This window comes from Paraburkholderia caffeinilytica (assembly GCF_046030355.1).
GTDB lineage: Bacteria > Pseudomonadota > Gammaproteobacteria > Burkholderiales > Burkholderiaceae > Paraburkholderia > Paraburkholderia caffeinilytica_B.
This window is the reverse complement of record NZ_JAQQCQ010000005.1, coordinates 286,729-304,979: the sequence shown is the minus strand read 5'-3', so window position 1 is coordinate 304,979 and position 18,251 is coordinate 286,729. Positions and strand designations below refer to the sequence as shown.

The window sequence follows — 18,251 nt, the reverse complement described above, 5'->3', positions numbered from 1 at the left end:
GGACTACCGTCCTATCCCTCCGTCAGCCCGGTTCGCACACTTTCATGCTGCACGGAGCGCGCGACACTTCGGGTCCGCAACGAGTCGCGCCGCTCCATCCATTGCGCGCATTCTCCGACGATGCCGCGCCTGAACAGCAACACACAGGCAACGAACATCACACCGGTCAGCAGGCTGACCGACTCCCCCAATCCCTGAAACCACGCGATGTGCGTCATGTCGGCAAGCCAGCCGCCAAACGCCGCCAGTTTGGACTCCAGCACGACGACAATCACCGCGCCGACCACCGGGCCAAATCGCGTTCCGAGGCCGCCGATCAACGTCATCAGAATGACCGTGCCGGATAGCGTCCAATGCACGTCCGAGAGCGTTGCGAAACCCAGCACCAAAGTCTTCATCGCGCCGGCAAGCCCCGCCACTGCCGACGACAGGACAAATGCAAGCAGCTTGAACCGATCCACATCGTAACCAAGGGAAATCGTCCGCGCTTCGTTCTCTTTCAACGCCGTCAGAATTTTTCCGAACGGAGAATGAATGACGCGGCCAAGAAACAGAAACACGATCGTCGTAATCGACAGGATGACGAAATACAGCGTTAGATCGTTCTCAAGCGGAACCACGCCGAACAGGCGCCCGCGCGGCACACCTTGCAAGCCGTCTTCGCCGCCCGTGAAGGGCGCCTGGACGCAGAAAAAGAAGAGCATCTGGGCAAAGGCCAGCGTCACCATTGCAAAATAGATTCCCTTCCGCCGAATGGCAAAGAGTCCGAATATCAACCCGAGTGCTGCACCAACGCCCGTGCCGAGAAGCAGCGCCACTTCGGGAGCGCAGCCGTGATCCCGCATGGCACTCCCCGCGATGAAGGCGGCTCCGCCGAAAAATGCCGCGTGGCCGAACGATAGCAAACCGACATAGCCGAGCAGTAAATCCAGCGAGCACGCGAACAGGGCGAAACACATCAACTTCATCAAAAACACCGGATATGCACCTAGCCACGGAGCAGCGGCCAAGCAACCCAACCCGACAGCCCCTACGATCCAATTTCGCATGATGTGTCTCACTTCGAATGTCCAAAAAGCCCGCTTGGGCGCACGAGCAGTACAAGCGCCATGATTACGAATACGACCGTGGCGGACCCTTCCGGATAGAACATCTTGGTCAGACCTTCGACCAAGCCGAGGCACAGACTGGTGACGACCGATCCCGCGATCGATCCCATGCCGCCGATCACGACGATCGCGAATACGGTGATGATCACGCTCTGACCCATCAGCGGCGACACTTGCATGACCGGTGCGGCGAGAACACCGGCCAGCGCGGCAATCGCCACGCCGATGCCGTAGGTCAACGTGACCATGGCCGGCACATTGACGCCGAATGCCGCAACCAGCCTCGGGTTCTCAGTCGCCGCACGAAGCAACGCGCCCAGATTCGTGCGCTCGATCGTCCACCAAGCTCCGGCACACACGAGCAGCGACGCCACTACGACCCACCCCCGATACGCGGGCAGCACCATGAAACCCAGCTGGACGCCTTGCATCAATCCTTCGGGCGCCGGGTAAGACATACCCGAGGCACCATAGAAAGAGCGGCACAGTCCTTCTATGATCAGTGTCAGGCCCAATGTGAGCAGCAGGCCATAAAGATGGTCGAGCCTGTATATCCGGCGCAGCATGGTCCGCTCGATGACCATCCCTAGCGCGGCTGCCGCGAAGGGAGCAACGATCAACATCGGCCAATAACCAAGACCCAGATAGTTCGTCCCCATCCACGCAAACAGCGCGCCGAGCATGAAGAACGCGCCGTGTGTGAAGTTGATGACGTTCAGCAGCCCGAAAATGACGGACAAGCCCAGGCTCAGAACGGCATAGAAGCAGCCGTTCATGAGGCCGAGGACCAACTGGCTGGAGAACGCAGCAAGCGGAATACCAAAGAGTTCCACAATGACCTTCCCGTTCAAACGTTGAGCAGTTCCTGAAGCACGCCGGTCTTTTCGCCGAGACGCGCTGCGGCAAAACTCTCGACAATCTTGCCGTGCTCCATGACGTAAAAGCGATCGGCGAGCGGCGCGGCAAAGCGGAAGTTCTGTTCGACCAGCAACACCGTAAAGCCGCGCGACTTGAGGAGCGTAATGACGCGCGCCAGTGTCTGCACAATCACGGGCGCCAGCCCCTCTGAAATTTCATCGAGCAGCAACAGACTCGCTCCCGTGCGCAGAATCCGCGCAATCGCCAGCATCTGTTGTTCGCCGCCGGACAGGCGCGTGCCCTGACTTGCCCTCCGTTCGGCAAGATTCGGAAAGATCTCGTAGATCTCTTCAAGCGACATGCCCACCGAATCCGCTACCGGCAACCGCGGCAGCAACAGCAGGTTCTCTTCGCACGACAAACCCGCGAAGATTCCCCGCTCCTCCGGGCAGTAGCCCACCCCTAACCGCGCGATACCTTGCGGTGGCATCCCAATGGTTTCCCGGCCGTTCACGCAGATCGAACCTCGCCGGGTGTCGGTCAACCCCATAATGGATTTGAGCGTCGTACTGCGGCCGGAACCATTGCGTCCCAGCAGCGTGATCACCTCGCCGCGTGCCGCACGAACCTCGACACCATGCAGAATGTGCGATTCGCCGTACCAGGCATGCAGTCCCTTGATATTCAGGACATCCGGTTGCGCTGCCCGCTTGCCGGCCGAAGCCGGACTCCTCAGACGTTCAATGTTCAAGCGATCCACTTTCGGTCCCCATGTAGGCTTCCCGCACGCGCGGATCGGCTGCGACGACTGCGTACGCGCCTTCCGCGAGAATCTCCCCGCGCTGCAGTACCGTGATCGTGTCCGAGATGCTGGAAATAATTTTCATGTTGTGCTCCACCATCAGGATCGTCCGGCCGGCCGATACTTTCTTGATGAGCGCCGTAACTCGATCGACGTCCTCGTGCCCCATGCCTTGCGTCGGTTCGTCGAGCAACATCAGCACCGGATCCATCGCGAGCGTCGTCGCGATTTCGAGCGCGCGCTTGTGACCGTATGAAAGCTCAGCGGTCTTTATGTCGGCAAATTCGGCTAGCCCCACTTCATCGAGCAACGCCAGTGCACGTTGTCTGAGCCGGCCGAGCACCGCGCTACTCATCCAGAAACGAAACGACACGCCGAGCGAGCGTTGCAGTCCGATACATACGTTTTCCACCGGACTCAGATGCGGAAATACCGCGGATATCTGGAACGAACGAATCACGCCTCGGCGAGCAATCGACGCCGGCGCCGAGCGGGTGATCTCCTTGCCGTCGAAGAAGATCTGTCCGGACGTCGGCGTCAGGAACTTCGTCAGCAGATTGAAGCAGGTGGTCTTGCCAGCGCCGTTCGGCCCGATCAATGCGTGTATCGTGCCGCGCCGGACCCGCAAATCGACACCGTTGACTGCGGTAAAGCCATTGAACGACTTGGTGAGGCCGTTCGTTTCAAGAATCAGGTCGCTATGCGCCATGCCCGCTCTCCTCGCTGTTGGACGCGTGCGGTGAAAGAAGCGGCTTTAGCCGGCTACCGGGAGCGTCTCGACCGCATAGCTGTGAGTCAGCGAGCGCCGCAGGATCGGATCTTCGAGTTCGATCTCGAAACGCGCCGCGGGCCGGATGCCGCCCAACGCGGCGAGCGTGCCGCACAACATGGCCGTGCCGTCCACAAACTGGCCATCCCGGCGGGCAAATTCAGCGAGCAGATCGTGGGGCGTGCGCATGGCGGTCACCTTGCCCTCCTGGTAAAGGACGCGCTCGCCGTCGATCGTCGCGTGGGAACGCAGGACGAGTTCGTCCCAATGACCGGCGACCTCGCTCAATCGCCAGAGCTTGCGTGAACACGGCTTGCCGCACATCTGCTTCGATACGGTGATGCCGTAGGTTTCCACTTCGCGATCGGTGTGGTCGGACGCGATACCGACGAACGTTTCGCCATCGTCTTTCAACAGAACGAATTCCACCTCGCCGCTGCTCTGCAACCCCGTCACCTGAATCTTCGGCGCCGGTTCGAGCCGTTCGACAGCCACGCGATAAAAAACGGGCGTATAGGCCGGGCGCTTCACGCCCAGCTCTTCCAGCTCGCGAATGTGCTTCTCCATGGCGACCGTATCGCGTCCGGTCCAGCCGGCGATCACCAGCGTGTCAATCGAGATCGTGCGTTCAAACAAACCGTGACTATCCTCGACTTCAAACGAGATTGCTTTCATTAAATGCTCCTTGTAGCGGGTGACAGGGCCAGACGCGCAGCCACCCGCGATTCGATTCAATTGGGTTTGCCGGTAACGAGCGGGCAGCGGCTCGCGCTAAGCGGTGCAAACGCGTCCTGCGCGGGAATGACCTGCTTGATCGTGTAGTAGTCCCACGGCTTATGGGACTGCTGAGGGCTCTTGACCTCAGCCAGATACATGTCATGAACCATCAGCCCGTCGGCGCGAATCGTCCCGTTCTTCGCGAAGAAATCGTCGACCGGGGTTTTCTTCATTTGCGCCATGACCGCATCGGCTGCATCGGTTCTGCTTGCCTGAACTGCTTTCAGATAATGGAGCGTCGACGAATAGACTCCTGCCTGGACCAATGTCGGCATACGTCCCGTTTTGGCGAAGAAACGTTGCGACCATGCGCGGCTTGCGTCATCGCGATCCCAATAGAAGGGCGTTGTCAGCATCATCCCCTGCGCGGCTTGCAGGCCGAGGCTGTTGATGTCGCTGATAAACAGTTGCAGGCCCGCGACTTTTTGCTTGCCCGGCCCGATGATGCCGAATTCGCGCGCCGTCTTGATCGCGTTCACGGTATCGCTGCCGGCGTTGGCGAGGCCGATCACCTTTGCCTTCGATGCCTGAGCCTGCAGCAGATAGGACGACAGATCCGACGAGTTGATCGGATGCTTCGCCTTGCCCACCACCTTGCCACCCGCTGCCAGCAGCGCGGCAGTGGCGTCCTTTTCCAGCGACGCGCCGAGTGCATAATCGACGGTCAGAAAGAACCAGGTGTTATCGCCGCTGCGCGCCATCGATTTCACGAGACTCGTCGTGAACGCATACGTGTCGTACGAATACTGAATCGTGTATGGCGAGCAGTCTTCGTTGCTAAGCCGTGTGGTTCCAGCGCCGCTTGCAATGGCGATGCGATGCTTTTCCTTCGCCACGTTCGACACCGCCAGCGCCACGGAGGACGGCAGCAAGTCCTCGACCATATCCACGTGCTGGTTGTCGAACCAGTCACGCGCGACAGTGGCGGCCACGTCGGTCTTGTTCTGGTGATCGGCGCTGATTACCTTGATGGGTACGCCATTGACCTTGCCGCCGAAGTCGTCCACGGCCATCTGCGCGGCCACCACGGAACCCTTACCTCCAATGTCGGAGAAGATGGAAGACATATCGGTGAGCACACCGATTTTCACCACGCCGCCGTTGGTCATGACCGGCTCGGCAGCATGGGATAACGCGGCGAACAGCATGGCCGCGACTGGGGCGGCAGTAAGCGCAAGACGTTTGAACATGGACTCCTCCTTGTTATAAATAGCGGACATGATCCGGACGCACGGCAAGCACGCGAGGTCAGCCGGTTTGACGCAAACTCAAAATCGCTTCGACACCGGCACCGATCGCAAGCAGATGCCGGTCGCTCATGTGCCGCCCCATCAACATCAGGCCAACCGGCGCGTGCCCCTCTTCGTGACAAGGAACAGACAACGCGCACAGATCGAGCATGTTGGCGATCGCCGGATTGCGCAGCAGCAGTCGATTTGTCGACGTATAGGCACGCTCCTCGGCAAGCTCCGCGATCTGCGGCGCGATGATGGGTACGGTCGGACATATCACCGCATCGAACGGCTGCAATTCAAGGTCAGCCTGACCGCATAGCAGCGACCGGCGCGCTTTGGTGCGGAGATATTCGGCAGTGCTTTGCTGGCTGCCGAAACGGATGCGAGACAGAACGCGCGGGTCGTACTGATTCGCGTGGCTGCCGATCATATTGACGTGCCACGCCCACGCTTCTGCTGCCACCAGGCCGCCGTGCTGCCCCAACTCGGCGAGCGCGTTCCAGCTCTCGAATTCCACTTCTTTCAGAATCGCACCCGCCTCGGCCAGCTTTGAAATAGCGCGCTCAAAGGTAGTGGCCACATGGGCGTCCATCTCGTCCAGCACCAGTTTCGTCGGCACGGCCAGCCGCAAGCCATGGACCGAAAACGGTGGCAGCGGTACGTCCGGTTCGCCGGCCATAATCGAATCGATCACGGCACAACACGCGACGCTCGGCGCTATCGATCCGACCGAGTCGTAACTGGAAGACAAAGGCACCGTGCCGTCCAGTGGGATGCGTGACGCGGTGGGCTTGAAGCCGGTAACACCGCATAAGGCTGCGGGAATCCGGCACGATCCGCCCGTGTCGGAGCCGATCGCGGCAGCCGCCATGCCATCCGCCACCGATACCGCGGCGCCGGACGACGAACCGCCAGGAATGCGCGCCGCCTCGCGATCAAACGGATTCGCCGGTGTACCGTGGTGCGGATTGATGCCCAGTCCCGAATACGCAAACTCTGTCATGTGGGTCCGGCCCACGAACACCGCGCCGGCGGCACGCAGCCGGCCAATCGCCACGGCATCGCGGATTGCCGGCTGCTCCGGCAGAACACGCCCTCCGGAACGGGTAATCTCCCCTTGTACGTCGAAGAGATCCTTGACCGAGACAGGAATGCCGGAGAGCGGCCCTGCGACTCCATGTCGACGCAACGCATCGCTTGTCATCGCCTGCGTCGCGGCCGCTGGACTGACTCCATACGGGAAGACTCTTCGGCCCTCTCCCGCGTCGGCCTCGATGTTCCCGACACACGAGGCGAGAAGCGTCTGTGCGTCGAGGTGACGATTGGCAAGCTGAACGCGCAGGGCGTCGATTGGAGGCAGCATGATCAGGCCGGATCGAAGTAATGAGTCTCGAGCAGGACGCAGCCTTTCTCCGACTTGAACGGACCGTGATAGGCGCCAGGCGGCCGCACCGCGTAGGTGTAGCCCTTGAACGGCGTGCCGCCGTGACCGTTCTCGTCGTTGCCGACCGTCAGGTCGCCCTCCACGAGAAACACCTCTTCCCAGTAATCGTGGACAAACGGTTTCTTTGTGAACAGGCCGCCCGGCAGGCGCAGCAGACGCGTACGGCTGCCCTTCTTGTTGACGGTATCGAGCGAGCCGGCGAGGATCAATTCCTGTGCGCCGGAAGCCGGATCGTAGCCTTCGGGCAACTGCCAGCCCCGCTCCATATCCAGCGTGTGAAACTCGTCGTGAAGTTTGTTGATTGCCATACAGTTCTCCTGTGTAAATTGGCATCGGGTGAAAGTCGGGATCAGGCAGCCTGCAGCGTCGCGAGCTCGGCCCCGAGCGAATAGGTCGACAACAGATCGTCGACGAGGCCCGTTGCGCGTGGCCAGTCGTAGGTGCGGAACGCGTGGCCCTTCGTCACGAACGACGCGCCCGCATAGAACAGTTCGTATTGGTTGTGACGCGAAGCGAACTCGGAGCCCACGGCATCCCATGCGAGCTTGAAGAACTTGACGCGTTCCTCCGGGCTGCAGACAGGCGATTTCTGGGTTTTCTCGATGATTCGCAGGAGATCCGGATTTTCGAAATCGCGAATGCTTGACGGCAGCATGATCATTCCGCCCCCTGCCAGTTCACGCAGGGTATTGAGCACCTTGGAATACAGTTGCTGGGTCACCACCTGTGAGCCATACAGCATGTTGCGGTCTGGCACGTAGTAGCCGTTTTCGACGCGACCTTTCGCCTCCATGCCGTATACCCAGGCTTCCACCATCGCTGCTTCAGAGGCGAGTTGACCCAGCGTTTCGCGGACTTGCGGGAAGCTGTTGGTGCCGTTCACTTCCGTGATCTTCAGGGCGAGACCGACGAGGAAGCGCAACTTGACCATCAATCGCACCTGGCATTGGTAGTTCTGATAGCTGTGCGCCGGCGTTGCGTGGAATTGCTTCGCGCACATCGCGACGTCGCCGGCCACGAAGATGCGCTCCCACGGCACCTTGACGTCGTCGAAATAAAGCACTGCGTCGTTTTCGTCGTACCGGCTCGACAAAGGGTTATCGAACACCGAAGGCGAGTTTTCCTCGTACGATTTGCGTGACATCACCTTCATGCCCGGCGCATTCATGGGCACCGCAAACGACAGTGCATACATCTCGTCGCCCTGACGCAACGGCTGGATGCAACTGCAGAACACCTCGTTCGCCATGATCCCGCTGGTGGCAAGCATCTTCGCGCCGCGCACCGTAATCCCTTCCGCGTCCTGATCGACGATACCGACAGCAAGGTATTTGTCCTCCTGCTCGTGCGCCGCTTTGGCCTGATTGGCCTGCGGATTGACAATCACATAGGTGAGGAAGAGGTCGTTGTCACGTGCGTACTTGTAGTAATCGCGCAAGGCGCCGGCGCGCGCCGGATCGTATTGCTCGAACACGTCGATGCCCATGTACATGCCCGAGATGCAGGAAGCGACATGGTCCGGCGAGCGACCCATGAAGCCGTAGTGAAGCTCCGTCCATGCCTCAAGCGCGCTTCGCCGCTCCACCAGCTCGGCATAAGAGGTGGGCAGTTGCCAGATCTTGCTGATACGTCGCCCCGTGTCGGGCGACGCGAAGGTCATTTTCTCAACGTTCTCCGGACGCGCCTGAAAGTCGTACAGATTGGCGTAGCTGCGAATGGAATTGCGGAACGCGGGATGCGATGTCACATCGCCGACCGCTTGACCGTTGATATAAACCTGCCGTCCGTCGCGCAGCGACGCGATATGTTGGGTCCCGTTCTTGATCATGATGTTCTCCGGAAATTGGGTCAGATGAGTGTTCAGGCAGACGGCTGGTGAGCGCCGTTGAGCGTGTGGTATCGGCCGCCAAAAAAGACGAGTGGGCGTCCTTCCGAGCGAGATTGATGTTTCTTGACGCGACCGATGAAGATGACGTGGTCTCCCCCGTCGTATTGCGCATACGGTTCGCATTCGAAAGTGGCTAGCGCGTTGGGAAGCAGCACGACGTCGGCGCATCCGCTCGAGACACCGGGCATGCCGCCCCATTTGTCGCTATTCGCCTTTGCGAATCGATTCGACACATCCTGCTGAGCTTCGTCGAGCACATTGACCGCGTAGCTGCCAACGGTGCTCAGGTCGGGCAAGCTCTGGTTGCGCCGATCGACGGAGAACAGGATCAAAGGCGGGTCGAGCGAAACGGAATTGAATGACGCAACGGTGATGCCGATCGGCGGCCCGCTCTTCCTCGGCGCCGTAATCACGGCCACCCCTGTCGCAAACATCGACAACGCCGTCCGGAACTGACGCTGCGCGTCCGGGTTGTCGCTCGACGTCACGGTGCTTTCTCCCATCTCGCTCTCCTTCCAGCGCACCGCCGGCCCGGCGATGCTACAATTCATCACACAAAGCGTTGTTTATTAGCTTTGTTACTTAGCTTTTATTAAATGTCTTTCAATAAAGCTAAGCAAGCTATCGTAAACCCCGATTTGAGGTCAGCAGGGAAGTGACGACCCTACTCGCTGGATGGATGTTGACGAGAATGCGGTTGACTCCAAGCTAAACTGCGTCCGCTGCATCTGCCGGCATTCGCTCGACGTGAAAAGCCCGGGCCCTCTGGAGTAAGAACCATGCAAACCAAACAGTCATCCCGTCCGATTTATATGGACTACAGTGCAACGACACCGGTTGATCCGAGGGTTGTTGTAACCATGCTTCCGTTCCTGAACGAGAGCTTCGGCAACCCCGCGTCCCGGAGCCACAGCTACGGGTGGGAAGCAGACGACGCCGTGGAAACGGCTCGCGCACACGTTGCCGGGCTTCTTGGGGCAGATCCGCGAGAGATCGTCTGGACCTCCGGTGCGACCGAAGGCAACAATCTGGCAATCAAGGGCGCGGCCAATTTCTATAAGGGAAAAGGCCGGCATATCGTGACGGTGAAAACCGAACACAAAGCGGTACTTGATACGTGTCGCGAGCTGGAACGGCAGGGTTTCGACGTGACTTACCTGGATGTCCAGCAGGACGGCCTGCTAGACCTGGGTGCGCTGCAGGAAGCGTTGCGTCCCGACACGATTCTCGTGTCGATCATGATGGTCAACAACGAGACCGGTGTCGTACAACCCATTGCCGAAATTGGCGCCATGTGCCGCGCCAAAGGCATCATCTTTCATTGCGATGCCGTGCAGGCGGCCGGCAAGATCGCCATTGATGTGAACATACTGAACGTGGACCTTCTGACCGTGACGGCCCATAAGGTGTATGGCCCGAAAGGCATTGGCGCCCTGTATGTACGGCGCAAGCCGCGCGTCCGGATCGAAGCGCAGATGCATGGGGGCGGCCACGAGCGGGGGATGCGCTCCGGCACACTGCCCACCCATCAGATCGTCGGCATGGGGGAAGCGTTTCGAATCGCGAAGGAAGAAATGGCGTCCGAGAGCCGCCGCGTCGAGGCTTTGCGCAATCGACTGCTGGAAGGCCTGACACAGATGCAGGAGGTCTACGTCAACGGCGACATGACGCAGCGCATTCCGCACAACCTGAACGTCAGCTTCAATTTTGTGGAAGGTGAATCCTTGATCATGGGCATCAAGGGGGTCGCGGTGTCCTCGGGATCGGCATGCACGTCGGCCTCGCTCGAACCGTCATATGTCTTGCGAGCGCTTGGTCGTAGCGATGAGCTGGCGCATAGCTCGATTCGATTCACGCTGGGACGGTTCACCACGGAAGAAGAAGTGGACGCGGTGATTCTGCAAGTGCAAAGCACCGTGGCGAAACTACGCGCGCTGAGTCCACTGTGGGATATGCACCTTGAAGGCATCGACATCGGCACGATTCAATGGGCCGCGCACTGACCGGGACATGTGAAGGGGCTCGCCAATCCGTATCTTCACGCCGGGCAGCGGCAGGAGAACCGTTAGCGTTTTTCCTGCCGCGCGATCAGGTGCGAAAGATCGAGCGTGGCGCGATCGCCGTTGGCGACCAGTCGGTCCACCACCGAACAGAGTACCTTGAACTCCGTTTTGGTCACCCCTTCAAACAGCACGTCGTTGATGTGCTGCTGCTTCGCGGCCAGCTCCTTGAGCAGCTTCGATCCCGCGGAGGTCACTGTAAGCCGCATCTTCCGCTTGTCCTCGGGGAGGGATCGTTTGTCGATCAATCCGAGCTTTTTGAGTTTCCCGGTTTCGATGGTAATGAACGCTCCGCTCAAATGCAGATGGTCCGCCAACTGATTGACTGTAACGATATCGTCGTGCGAGAGCTGGGCGATTGCGATAAGCAACGAATACTGGATTCCCGTGAGGCCGATTAGCGTGCCGAAACCATCCCGAACCGACAGTAACCGGGCCGCGAACGGCAGCAATCCGTTGACCAGATGCCGAAACTCCGCGTCCGAGCCGTCAACCAGACAGGCCGGGTTTGTTACGGTCAGAACAACCTCCTCTTGATGCTTGGCCATGACATCTCCACTCCAGGTGCCGCACGCACCTTTACCTTTGAAAGGTAATTATACTTTAAAGGTGAGTGAGCGCCGTGCAGGCCCCGCACCCGCCACCGTACTCACTTCGACCCGACGCTAATACATGAACACCGCTCCTTCATCATCGTCCGCCCGCTCCCTTCTCGAAGGCTACCTTCGCGCCAAGGATCTGAACCATCCGGAGTTGATATCCGAGTGCTTCTCGCCCGATGCCGAGTTGACCTTCTCGATTGCAACCGACGATATCGATTTTCCCCGGCTCGTTGTCGGCGCGCCCGCGATCGCCAGAACGCTGGTTGCCGACTTCGGAGAACGCTTCGACCGATGCCGGACCTACTATATTTGCGCTGAACCAGAGGTGGACGAAAACCGGGCCTGCGTCATGCCGTGGCTTGTAGTCATGCGGCAGAAGGACAGCGGGTCACTGCGAATTGGAAAAGGTGTCTATCAATGGCGCTTCGGAACCGGGGTAGAAGGCGCAGATGCGATCGTCAGACTGCACATTCATATCGAACGCATGGATGCCGTCCCCGATCCGGACGCGGCAATGTTAAGCGCGCTGCAGGGGGCCTTGCCTTATCCGTGGCTTCCGCCCGTCGCGCTGCGGGACGGCGTGGCAAACTTTATCGCAACGGGTTCGGATGCCGGTTTCGCGTTGCCATTTCAACAACCCGCTATGCTCGGCGAGGCGTCTTAAGAATCGGATTGCGTTCGCTGAGTGCTGCGTTCAAACGGTGCCCGCCGGCAGAGTGATGAGGCGAGCGCCGCAATATCGTTCCGGTGCGCCAAACGCGCGCCTGGCCCTTGCAGTGGTTTGGGCAAAGCGCGTTGGTGACAGAACTCATTTTCGCCACGGTGGAAAGACTGCTTGCCTGATCCAGCGGCGGCTAGAAACGTACGAAACCGTTTCTGGCCAAAGCGTCCGGATTACCAGCCGCGTACTCGAGGGCGCAGTGTTCAGCGTCGATGCCGACGGTCAACAACGTTTCCCAACGCTCTGTGTCAGCCTGCGTCATGTCAGGATAAAAGCAAACCGGAGCCGTGTCGCCATCCAGACCGCACATGGCGCCCGCCCGGCTTATTAAGTCCTCGCAGACCATCTGCGAGGCGACCCGCTGCAGATGCTCGAAGCGAAGGCGCGTCGTCGAACTCTCCGGCATGCACTCGCCCTTACCGAGTTCTCGATCGAGGAAATGGTTGGTATGCAGAAGCCAACCGTCTTCTCGCGGTACAACAACGGCCGTAGCGGCTGGACTGAGTTCGATACTCGCTGCCCGCGGACTCGACGCCCGCCTCGAGACGACCGTCAGGACCGTGGATGCACTGACTCGCGCCGAGCGTGCAAGCGCAATCGCTTCCTCCACCGTTGTGGCCTCTTCCAGCACGCGCCGGGCAATTGCATGCACGGGAACCCCCGCTTCATCATGATCGCTTTCGTGATGAAGAATGTTGAAGTGAAGACCCAAGCCTGCACTGTTGACCCCAATCTTCCCGAGCATGCCGAACTCGGTGAACAGCTTGACCACGCGGTCGGCGCGCGTGGTCAGTTGCAGCATGAGGCCGTGGGGAGCGAGGCTGTCATGCCAGTCCCAGGTTTGGATCGTTCCCGGTATGCGCGCACCGGGCGGTGCATGCACTGCAGTCGAGCACTCGCCTTCGGCTGAGGGTGGCATCGTCGCGAGAATTTCCGTGCGTGCATTGAGACTCCCAAGTTGCCAGACTGGAAGCCGCGCACCGGCGGCCATCGCTGCCACTTCGCTCGCCATGTCCGGGCACCAGGACTCGAGTGCGCTCAGCGCTGCCTCGCCAAGCGCCCGCACCCGTTGAGCGTCGATCCCGACCCGTGGGAAAAAGTCGAGATAGAGGGAGACTGTGTGTCCGATCTCTTCTGCCCATCTTTCGCCAATCTGCCGCCCGCGGCGCTGCGGATCCTGGGTATCGGTGACACAGGTATGAATGATCACTTCTGGAACTCCTTGCTCGTATAAACCGGCACCACGCGTCAGTGCGCTATGACTAGAACGTGTAGACGAACTGCAATGCTGCGGTGTCGTTGTTACGCGAATAGCTGCCGTTACTCGTCAGAAACACCGGGTGATTCGCGGCGTCATGACGGTATTCAAGTTTCACGATGATCTGGGCCGTCGGATAGAAAAGCAGATCGGCCGTGATGTCGTAATGGGCCGCGCCCTTGCACTCGCTTCCATTGCTGGAGGATTGCTGCAGACAGCCCGGATCGACACCGAAGCCGCTGGTCCCGTTGACGGCGGGATTGCCTCCTGCAAGGCCGTAGAGAATGTTGCTGCCGCCGCCTCCGTTCGCCGTGTTGTTCAGGTATTCAGCCCGCAGAGTCGCACCCATGTGCCCAAACCATGCCGATGTCCACTTTTGATGCCCCAGCAAAGACAGGCCATACCACCGCGCTGTGCCGCCGTTCCAGGCGCCTTTCTGCAGTTCGCCATAGTCGAGTTGGGCGTTCAGTTGTAATTTGTCTTTCGTGTACGTCAGGTCGGTCTCCACATACCGATACATGCCAAACGGCGATGAAGCATTGCACTGATAGCCGTAGCCGCCTGCCGCCGCGCAGGGCGAAAAAAGCGTCTGCTTGCCGATCGTGCCTGACACCCCGACATCCAGTGCAGTCGACGTGGCGTTGTCGAAGCGGGCCGTCAAGGTGGGCGTCCAGTTGCTCTTTGTCGTATTGTTCGCCGCGTTGACGATCGCGCCAGAAGTGCGCAATTGCTCATTGCCAAGCATCACTTGCCAGAAACGCGTAGCGGTCGCGTCCGAGCCCTTGAGCCCCACGCCGACCATATTGCCCGGCTCGCTGAAGTCATAAAGCAGGCCGTGAGTGAGCGCGAGCATCTGATTTGACGGTTGCACTTCGTAGCCGGCCAGACTTGTCATCAGCCCCACCTCGAATGTCTTCGTGACACTGAACGGGACCGTGACCTCGGCCTGGGTGACGATATTGCCGCCGATCACGCCATGTTCGTTGCTCAGTTGTGACCCGAACCCGCGATTGGGCTGGATGACAATCTCTGCTGCAGGCGCCAGGGGACCAACACCGAACGTTTTCTTGATGTCGAGATAGATATCGCCGATGGTACTGTTGTAGTAGTCGTATACGCCCGGGTCGTGATTCAGAAACATGAAACTGGACGAACGTTGAGCCCGGTTGTACAGATACACGGGATCGATATAACCGGTAATGCTCAGGCCCGCGAGCGGCCCGGTGGTCGCAGCATCTTCGAGCCAATCGACCTTGAGCGACATGTTCGAGACTTGCTCACGCATCTGTTGCACTTCATCATTCGAAAGCGCGACGGATGCGTCAGGAGCAGACACAGCGTTGCCCGGCAATGCGACCAGTGACGTTGATTTAGCGTTTGCCACCGGTGCCGCCTGCACGCCGATGCTTGCACGCAGTGCATCAACCTGTGCCTGCAATGCGTTCACTTGCGCCTGCAAGGACTGAAGGCGATTGGCGTCGGCAACCGATTTCTGCGGGTCCTGCGCAAACACCGCGGCAGCCTCGAACGACAGCAGACACAGTGCGACAATATTCTTGCGTTTCATAGGAAGGGTCGATAAGGACGCGTGTATCCAGCCCGCCACACCGGGCGGGGTCTCAAATCAGACGGCACGAACGGGAGTCAGCCGGGTATCAGTCGGCTTTGAACTTGGCCCAGAGCCGGTTCTGGAGGCGCAGAAGTTCCGCGGGCAAAGGCTTTCCCACGATCAGATTGCGATACACGTCCGGCGGCGGAAAGACCGCAGGATCGGCGAGCACGTTGGCGCGAATCAGATGCTGCGAGGCAGGGATCGCGGACGGATAGGATGTGTCGTTAGTCAGATTGGCGGCTTCCTTTTCGGACAGCACAAAGTTGATCCACTTCAGCGCCGCTTCCGGGTGCGGCGCGTCCTTGGGAATCGCCATCATGTCGAACCAGATTGCCGTGCCGCCCTCGGGAATCACGTACTTGATGTGATAGGGCTTGTGGGCTTCTTCAGCGGCAAGACGGGCCGAATTGACGTCTCCAGACCAACCGAACGCAAGACAGATGTCGCCACCCGCCAGATCGTTGATGTAGCTGTTCGAATTGAACTGCGTGATGTATGGTCTGATGGTCTTGAGCAGCTCATACGCCTGTTGATAGTCCGCCGGATTGTTACTGTTCGGGTCTTTCTTCAGATAGAGAAGCGCGAGGCCAAACGCGTCGACGGGCGAATCGATCATCGAAATACCGCAATGCTTGAGCTTTTCCGCGTTACGCGGGTCGAATAGCAGCGACCAGCTATTGAGCGGCGCATCATTACCCAGCGCAGCCTTGACCTTTTCCACGTTGATGCCCAAGCCGTCTGTTCCCCATGACCAGGGGACGCCATAATGATTGCCGGGATCGTCAGCCGTGAGAAGCTTCAGGATTTGCGGATCCAGCTTCGCAAAATTCGGCACCTTGGCGGGATCGATCTTCTGGAAAATACCGGCCTGCAACTGACGCGCCCAGAAGATGTCGGACGGCACGACAATGTCGTAGCCGGACGTCCCCGACAGCAGCTTCGCCTGCAGCGTCTCGTTCGAATCGAACTCCTGATAAACGACCTTGATGCCAGTCGCTTTCTCGAAGTTGGCAACCGTATCCTTGCCGATCGAATTGCCCCAGTTATAAACATTGACGACCTGGTCTTCCGCATGCGCAAACGGTATCCCCAGACATGCGGCTCCGCCGAGCGCCAGCGCCGTACAAATCGTCCTCAAGTGTTTTGTCATTATCGTAGTCATGTGCTGTCTCTTCGTTGACTTACTCGTTCACGCCCGACTGCTCGCGGAAACCATCCTGAATGTGGGTCACGTTGCCGTTCATCATCGTCATGGCGACATTGATGTTGCCGATCCGGTATTTGCCCACTTCGAACAGGTTGTCCTCGAGAACCACAAGATCGGCACGTTTGCCTTCCGTCAGCGAGCCGATCTCCGCCTCCAGGCCGAGCTGATAAGCCCCGTGAATGGTGTACGCACTAATCAGCTGCGGGATGCTCAGGCGCTCGTTGATATCGGGAAAAACAGGCGCATCCGGCTCACCGGCCAACTGCCGCGTATGTCCCGACTCGATATGCTCCAGTGGCCGATGCTGGCAACGACATTGGCACGCCAGGCCGTCCATGCCGATCGAGACGGTCACGCCCTCTTCGATAAACGTGCGGAACTTGTACATGTTGCTCCAGCGCTCCGTTCCGTAGCAGTCACGAATCCGCTCCGTATATAGATCAACCACGCCCCATTGCAACTGGGTATTGGCCATGACGCCGAGCGTCCTGAAACGCGGAATATCGTCAGGATGCGTGAGAAAGGCATGTGTGATGACATGGCGACGATCGCGCGGCGGATTCGCGCGGTTGACCCGTTCAAATCCGTCCAGCGCTGTGCGCACCGCGGCATCGCCGACGCAGTGCACCATTACATTGATGCCGGCTTCGTCGGCGGCGAGCAGGTATTGATTGAAGTCCGCAACGGGCATGGTTGGGGTGCCGCACGTATCCGGCCGATCGGCGTACGGCGCCAGCAGATAGGCCGTGTGATTCGTCTCGGTGCCATCGAGAAACAGCTTCAACGCACGGGCTTTTACCAGCGGTGAGTTGTATTTCTCCCGATACTCGATCAACGTTCCCACTGGATCTTCTATCGCGCCGATCACAGCAACGCTGCCCACCACCCGCAGCTTCAGGTTGTCCGCGCGCTCCATTGTCTGGAGAGTTTCGTACAGCAGGGATTGATCGCCGCTGGGATCCAGAAACCCCGCATCGAAAACCGTCGTGATGCCCGCGGCCGCCAGCTTCTCCTGCCAGACGGAGATGGAGCGCAGATAGAGATCGATTCCGCTCGGCAGGTAGCCCGCCTCGGCGATCCGCTTGAGAAGCAGCGAATACGCCGCGCCGTCGACGATCACTCCGGTCGGCTCACCGGTAACCGGATCTTTCTCGAACCAGCTCGCGCCCTCCTGAACGGGCGGCGTCGTCGCATCGATGCCACCAATTTCAAGCGCCCGGGAATTGGTCCACATCGTATGAAAGTCTGTGGACAAGAGACAGACCGGGCGGTCCGCGCATACTGCGTCGAGTGTTTCCTTGCGCAGCAGCTCAGGCGGAATCGTGGCCTGAATCCATCCCATGCCCGTAATCGCTTTTTCTTCCGGATGGCTTTCAACATACTCACGCAGCGCGCCAAGCACGTCTTGCGGGTCTGGATAATTGACGAAAGCCTGAAACGCGACGGACGTCGACTCAAAGTGCCAATGCGATTCAACAAAGCCCGGCAGAACCAGACGGCCGCCCACGTCGACTATTTTCGTCTCTGCGCCCACGAAGGCCTGCACCGCCCGCTCGTCGCCGACAAAGACGATGCGCTCGCCCCGCACAGCAAGCGCCTGCGCCCACGGCTTATTCTGATCGACGGTATAGACCTTGGCGTTCGTCAGGACGAAATCCGCCTGCGTTACAGCGGCGCCTGTCTGTCGAGTACTCATCTCATTCCCTCTATCGTGTTCGTTATCGAGCCACGCCCACTATAGATAGGCCAAACTGACGGGTCTGCCCCCCCGCAACCGGGGCAGCGCAATTTACTCACCGCCGGCGGCGAACAATCTGGCGACCCATCACGTGCTCGAATGGATCCGCTAATATTTTTCAGAACGACAAATGACATAGACTGGGTGCCTTGCCGGGAGGCGCACCGCTTA

17 protein-coding genes are annotated in these 18,251 nt (G+C 59.4%); 2 read left to right on the top strand and 15 right to left on the bottom strand.

Going from position 1 to position 18,251, the window contains the following annotated elements; all coding sequences use genetic code 11:
* Positions 1–11 precede the first annotated feature (11 nt).
* The 10 genes from PQQ95_RS10530 to PQQ95_RS10485 form a co-directional block, all read right to left on the bottom strand.
* Entirely contained in the window at positions 12–968 is a 957-nt protein-coding gene (locus tag PQQ95_RS10530; RefSeq protein ID WP_408437319.1) for a branched-chain amino acid ABC transporter permease, read from the bottom strand.
* Positions 969–1,057: 89 nt separating this feature from the next.
* A complete protein-coding gene (locus PQQ95_RS10525; RefSeq protein WP_408437466.1) occupies positions 1,058–1,942 on the bottom strand; it encodes a branched-chain amino acid ABC transporter permease in 885 nt (294 codons plus the stop codon).
* A gap of 14 nt (positions 1,943–1,956) precedes the next feature.
* Positions 1,957–2,703, bottom strand: coding sequence for an ABC transporter ATP-binding protein (locus PQQ95_RS10520; protein ID WP_408437465.1), 747 nt, complete (start codon positions 2,701–2,703; stop codon positions 1,957–1,959).
* Between the two features lie 4 nt (positions 2,704–2,707).
* Positions 2,708–3,478 (bottom strand): ABC transporter ATP-binding protein, encoded by a 771-nt coding sequence (locus tag PQQ95_RS10515; protein ID WP_408437318.1) that lies wholly within the window; start codon positions 3,476–3,478, stop codon positions 2,708–2,710.
* Between the two features lie 45 nt (positions 3,479–3,523).
* Complete coding sequence (locus PQQ95_RS10510; protein ID WP_408437317.1) at positions 3,524–4,213, bottom strand: DUF2848 domain-containing protein; 690 nt, start codon at positions 4,211–4,213, stop codon at positions 3,524–3,526.
* Positions 4,214–4,269: 56 nt separating this feature from the next.
* Positions 4,270–5,505, bottom strand: coding sequence for an ABC transporter substrate-binding protein (locus PQQ95_RS10505; protein ID WP_408437316.1), 1,236 nt, complete (start codon positions 5,503–5,505; stop codon positions 4,270–4,272).
* Positions 5,506–5,563: 58 nt separating this feature from the next.
* The gene (locus PQQ95_RS10500; protein ID WP_408437315.1) at positions 5,564–6,913 is read right to left on the bottom strand and encodes an amidase; all 1,350 of its coding nucleotides are present in this window, start codon (positions 6,911–6,913) and stop codon (positions 5,564–5,566) included.
* A gap of 2 nt (positions 6,914–6,915) precedes the next feature.
* Positions 6,916–7,302: a cupin gene (locus tag PQQ95_RS10495; protein ID WP_408437314.1), complete on the bottom strand. Its 387-nt coding sequence runs from the start codon at positions 7,300–7,302 to the stop codon at positions 6,916–6,918.
* A 41-nt stretch (positions 7,303–7,343) separates the two neighbouring features.
* Positions 7,344–8,822: a 4-hydroxyphenylacetate 3-hydroxylase family protein gene (locus PQQ95_RS10490; protein WP_408437313.1), complete on the bottom strand. Its 1,479-nt coding sequence runs from the start codon at positions 8,820–8,822 to the stop codon at positions 7,344–7,346.
* A 32-nt stretch (positions 8,823–8,854) separates the two neighbouring features.
* Positions 8,855–9,385 carry a flavin reductase family protein gene (locus PQQ95_RS10485; protein WP_408437312.1) on the bottom strand — a complete coding sequence of 177 codons (531 nt, stop codon included), beginning with the start codon at positions 9,383–9,385 and terminating at the stop codon, positions 8,855–8,857.
* 276 nt (positions 9,386–9,661) lie between these two features.
* On the opposite strand from PQQ95_RS10485, the gene PQQ95_RS10480 reads away from it, so the two are divergent.
* Complete coding sequence (locus PQQ95_RS10480) at positions 9,662–10,885, top strand: IscS subfamily cysteine desulfurase (protein ID WP_408437311.1); 1,224 nt, start codon at positions 9,662–9,664, stop codon at positions 10,883–10,885.
* 62 nt (positions 10,886–10,947) lie between these two features.
* On the opposite strand, the gene PQQ95_RS10475 is transcribed toward PQQ95_RS10480, so the two are convergent.
* Complete coding sequence (locus PQQ95_RS10475) at positions 10,948–11,490, bottom strand: MarR family winged helix-turn-helix transcriptional regulator (protein ID WP_408437310.1); 543 nt, start codon at positions 11,488–11,490, stop codon at positions 10,948–10,950.
* A 124-nt stretch (positions 11,491–11,614) separates the two neighbouring features.
* Between PQQ95_RS10475 and PQQ95_RS10470 the strand changes: the two genes are divergently transcribed.
* Positions 11,615–12,208 (top strand): hypothetical protein, encoded by a 594-nt coding sequence (locus PQQ95_RS10470; protein ID WP_408437309.1) that lies wholly within the window; start codon positions 11,615–11,617, stop codon positions 12,206–12,208.
* A 190-nt stretch (positions 12,209–12,398) separates the two neighbouring features.
* Here the strand turns inward: PQQ95_RS10470 and PQQ95_RS10465 are convergent, their stop codons facing one another.
* The 4 genes from PQQ95_RS10465 to PQQ95_RS10450 form a co-directional block, all read right to left on the bottom strand.
* Positions 12,399–13,475 carry a C45 family autoproteolytic acyltransferase/hydrolase gene (locus tag PQQ95_RS10465; protein ID WP_408437308.1) on the bottom strand — a complete coding sequence of 359 codons (1,077 nt, stop codon included), beginning with the start codon at positions 13,473–13,475 and terminating at the stop codon, positions 12,399–12,401.
* Between the two features lie 52 nt (positions 13,476–13,527).
* Positions 13,528–15,090: a DUF3138 family protein gene (locus PQQ95_RS10460; RefSeq protein WP_408437307.1), complete on the bottom strand. Its 1,563-nt coding sequence runs from the start codon at positions 15,088–15,090 to the stop codon at positions 13,528–13,530.
* Between the two features lie 88 nt (positions 15,091–15,178).
* The gene (locus PQQ95_RS10455; protein WP_408437306.1) at positions 15,179–16,297 is read right to left on the bottom strand and encodes a polyamine ABC transporter substrate-binding protein; all 1,119 of its coding nucleotides are present in this window, start codon (positions 16,295–16,297) and stop codon (positions 15,179–15,181) included.
* A 19-nt stretch (positions 16,298–16,316) separates the two neighbouring features.
* Positions 16,317–18,038 (bottom strand): amidohydrolase, encoded by a 1,722-nt coding sequence (locus PQQ95_RS10450; RefSeq protein ID WP_408437305.1) that lies wholly within the window; start codon positions 18,036–18,038, stop codon positions 16,317–16,319.
* Positions 18,039–18,251 lie beyond the last annotated feature (213 nt).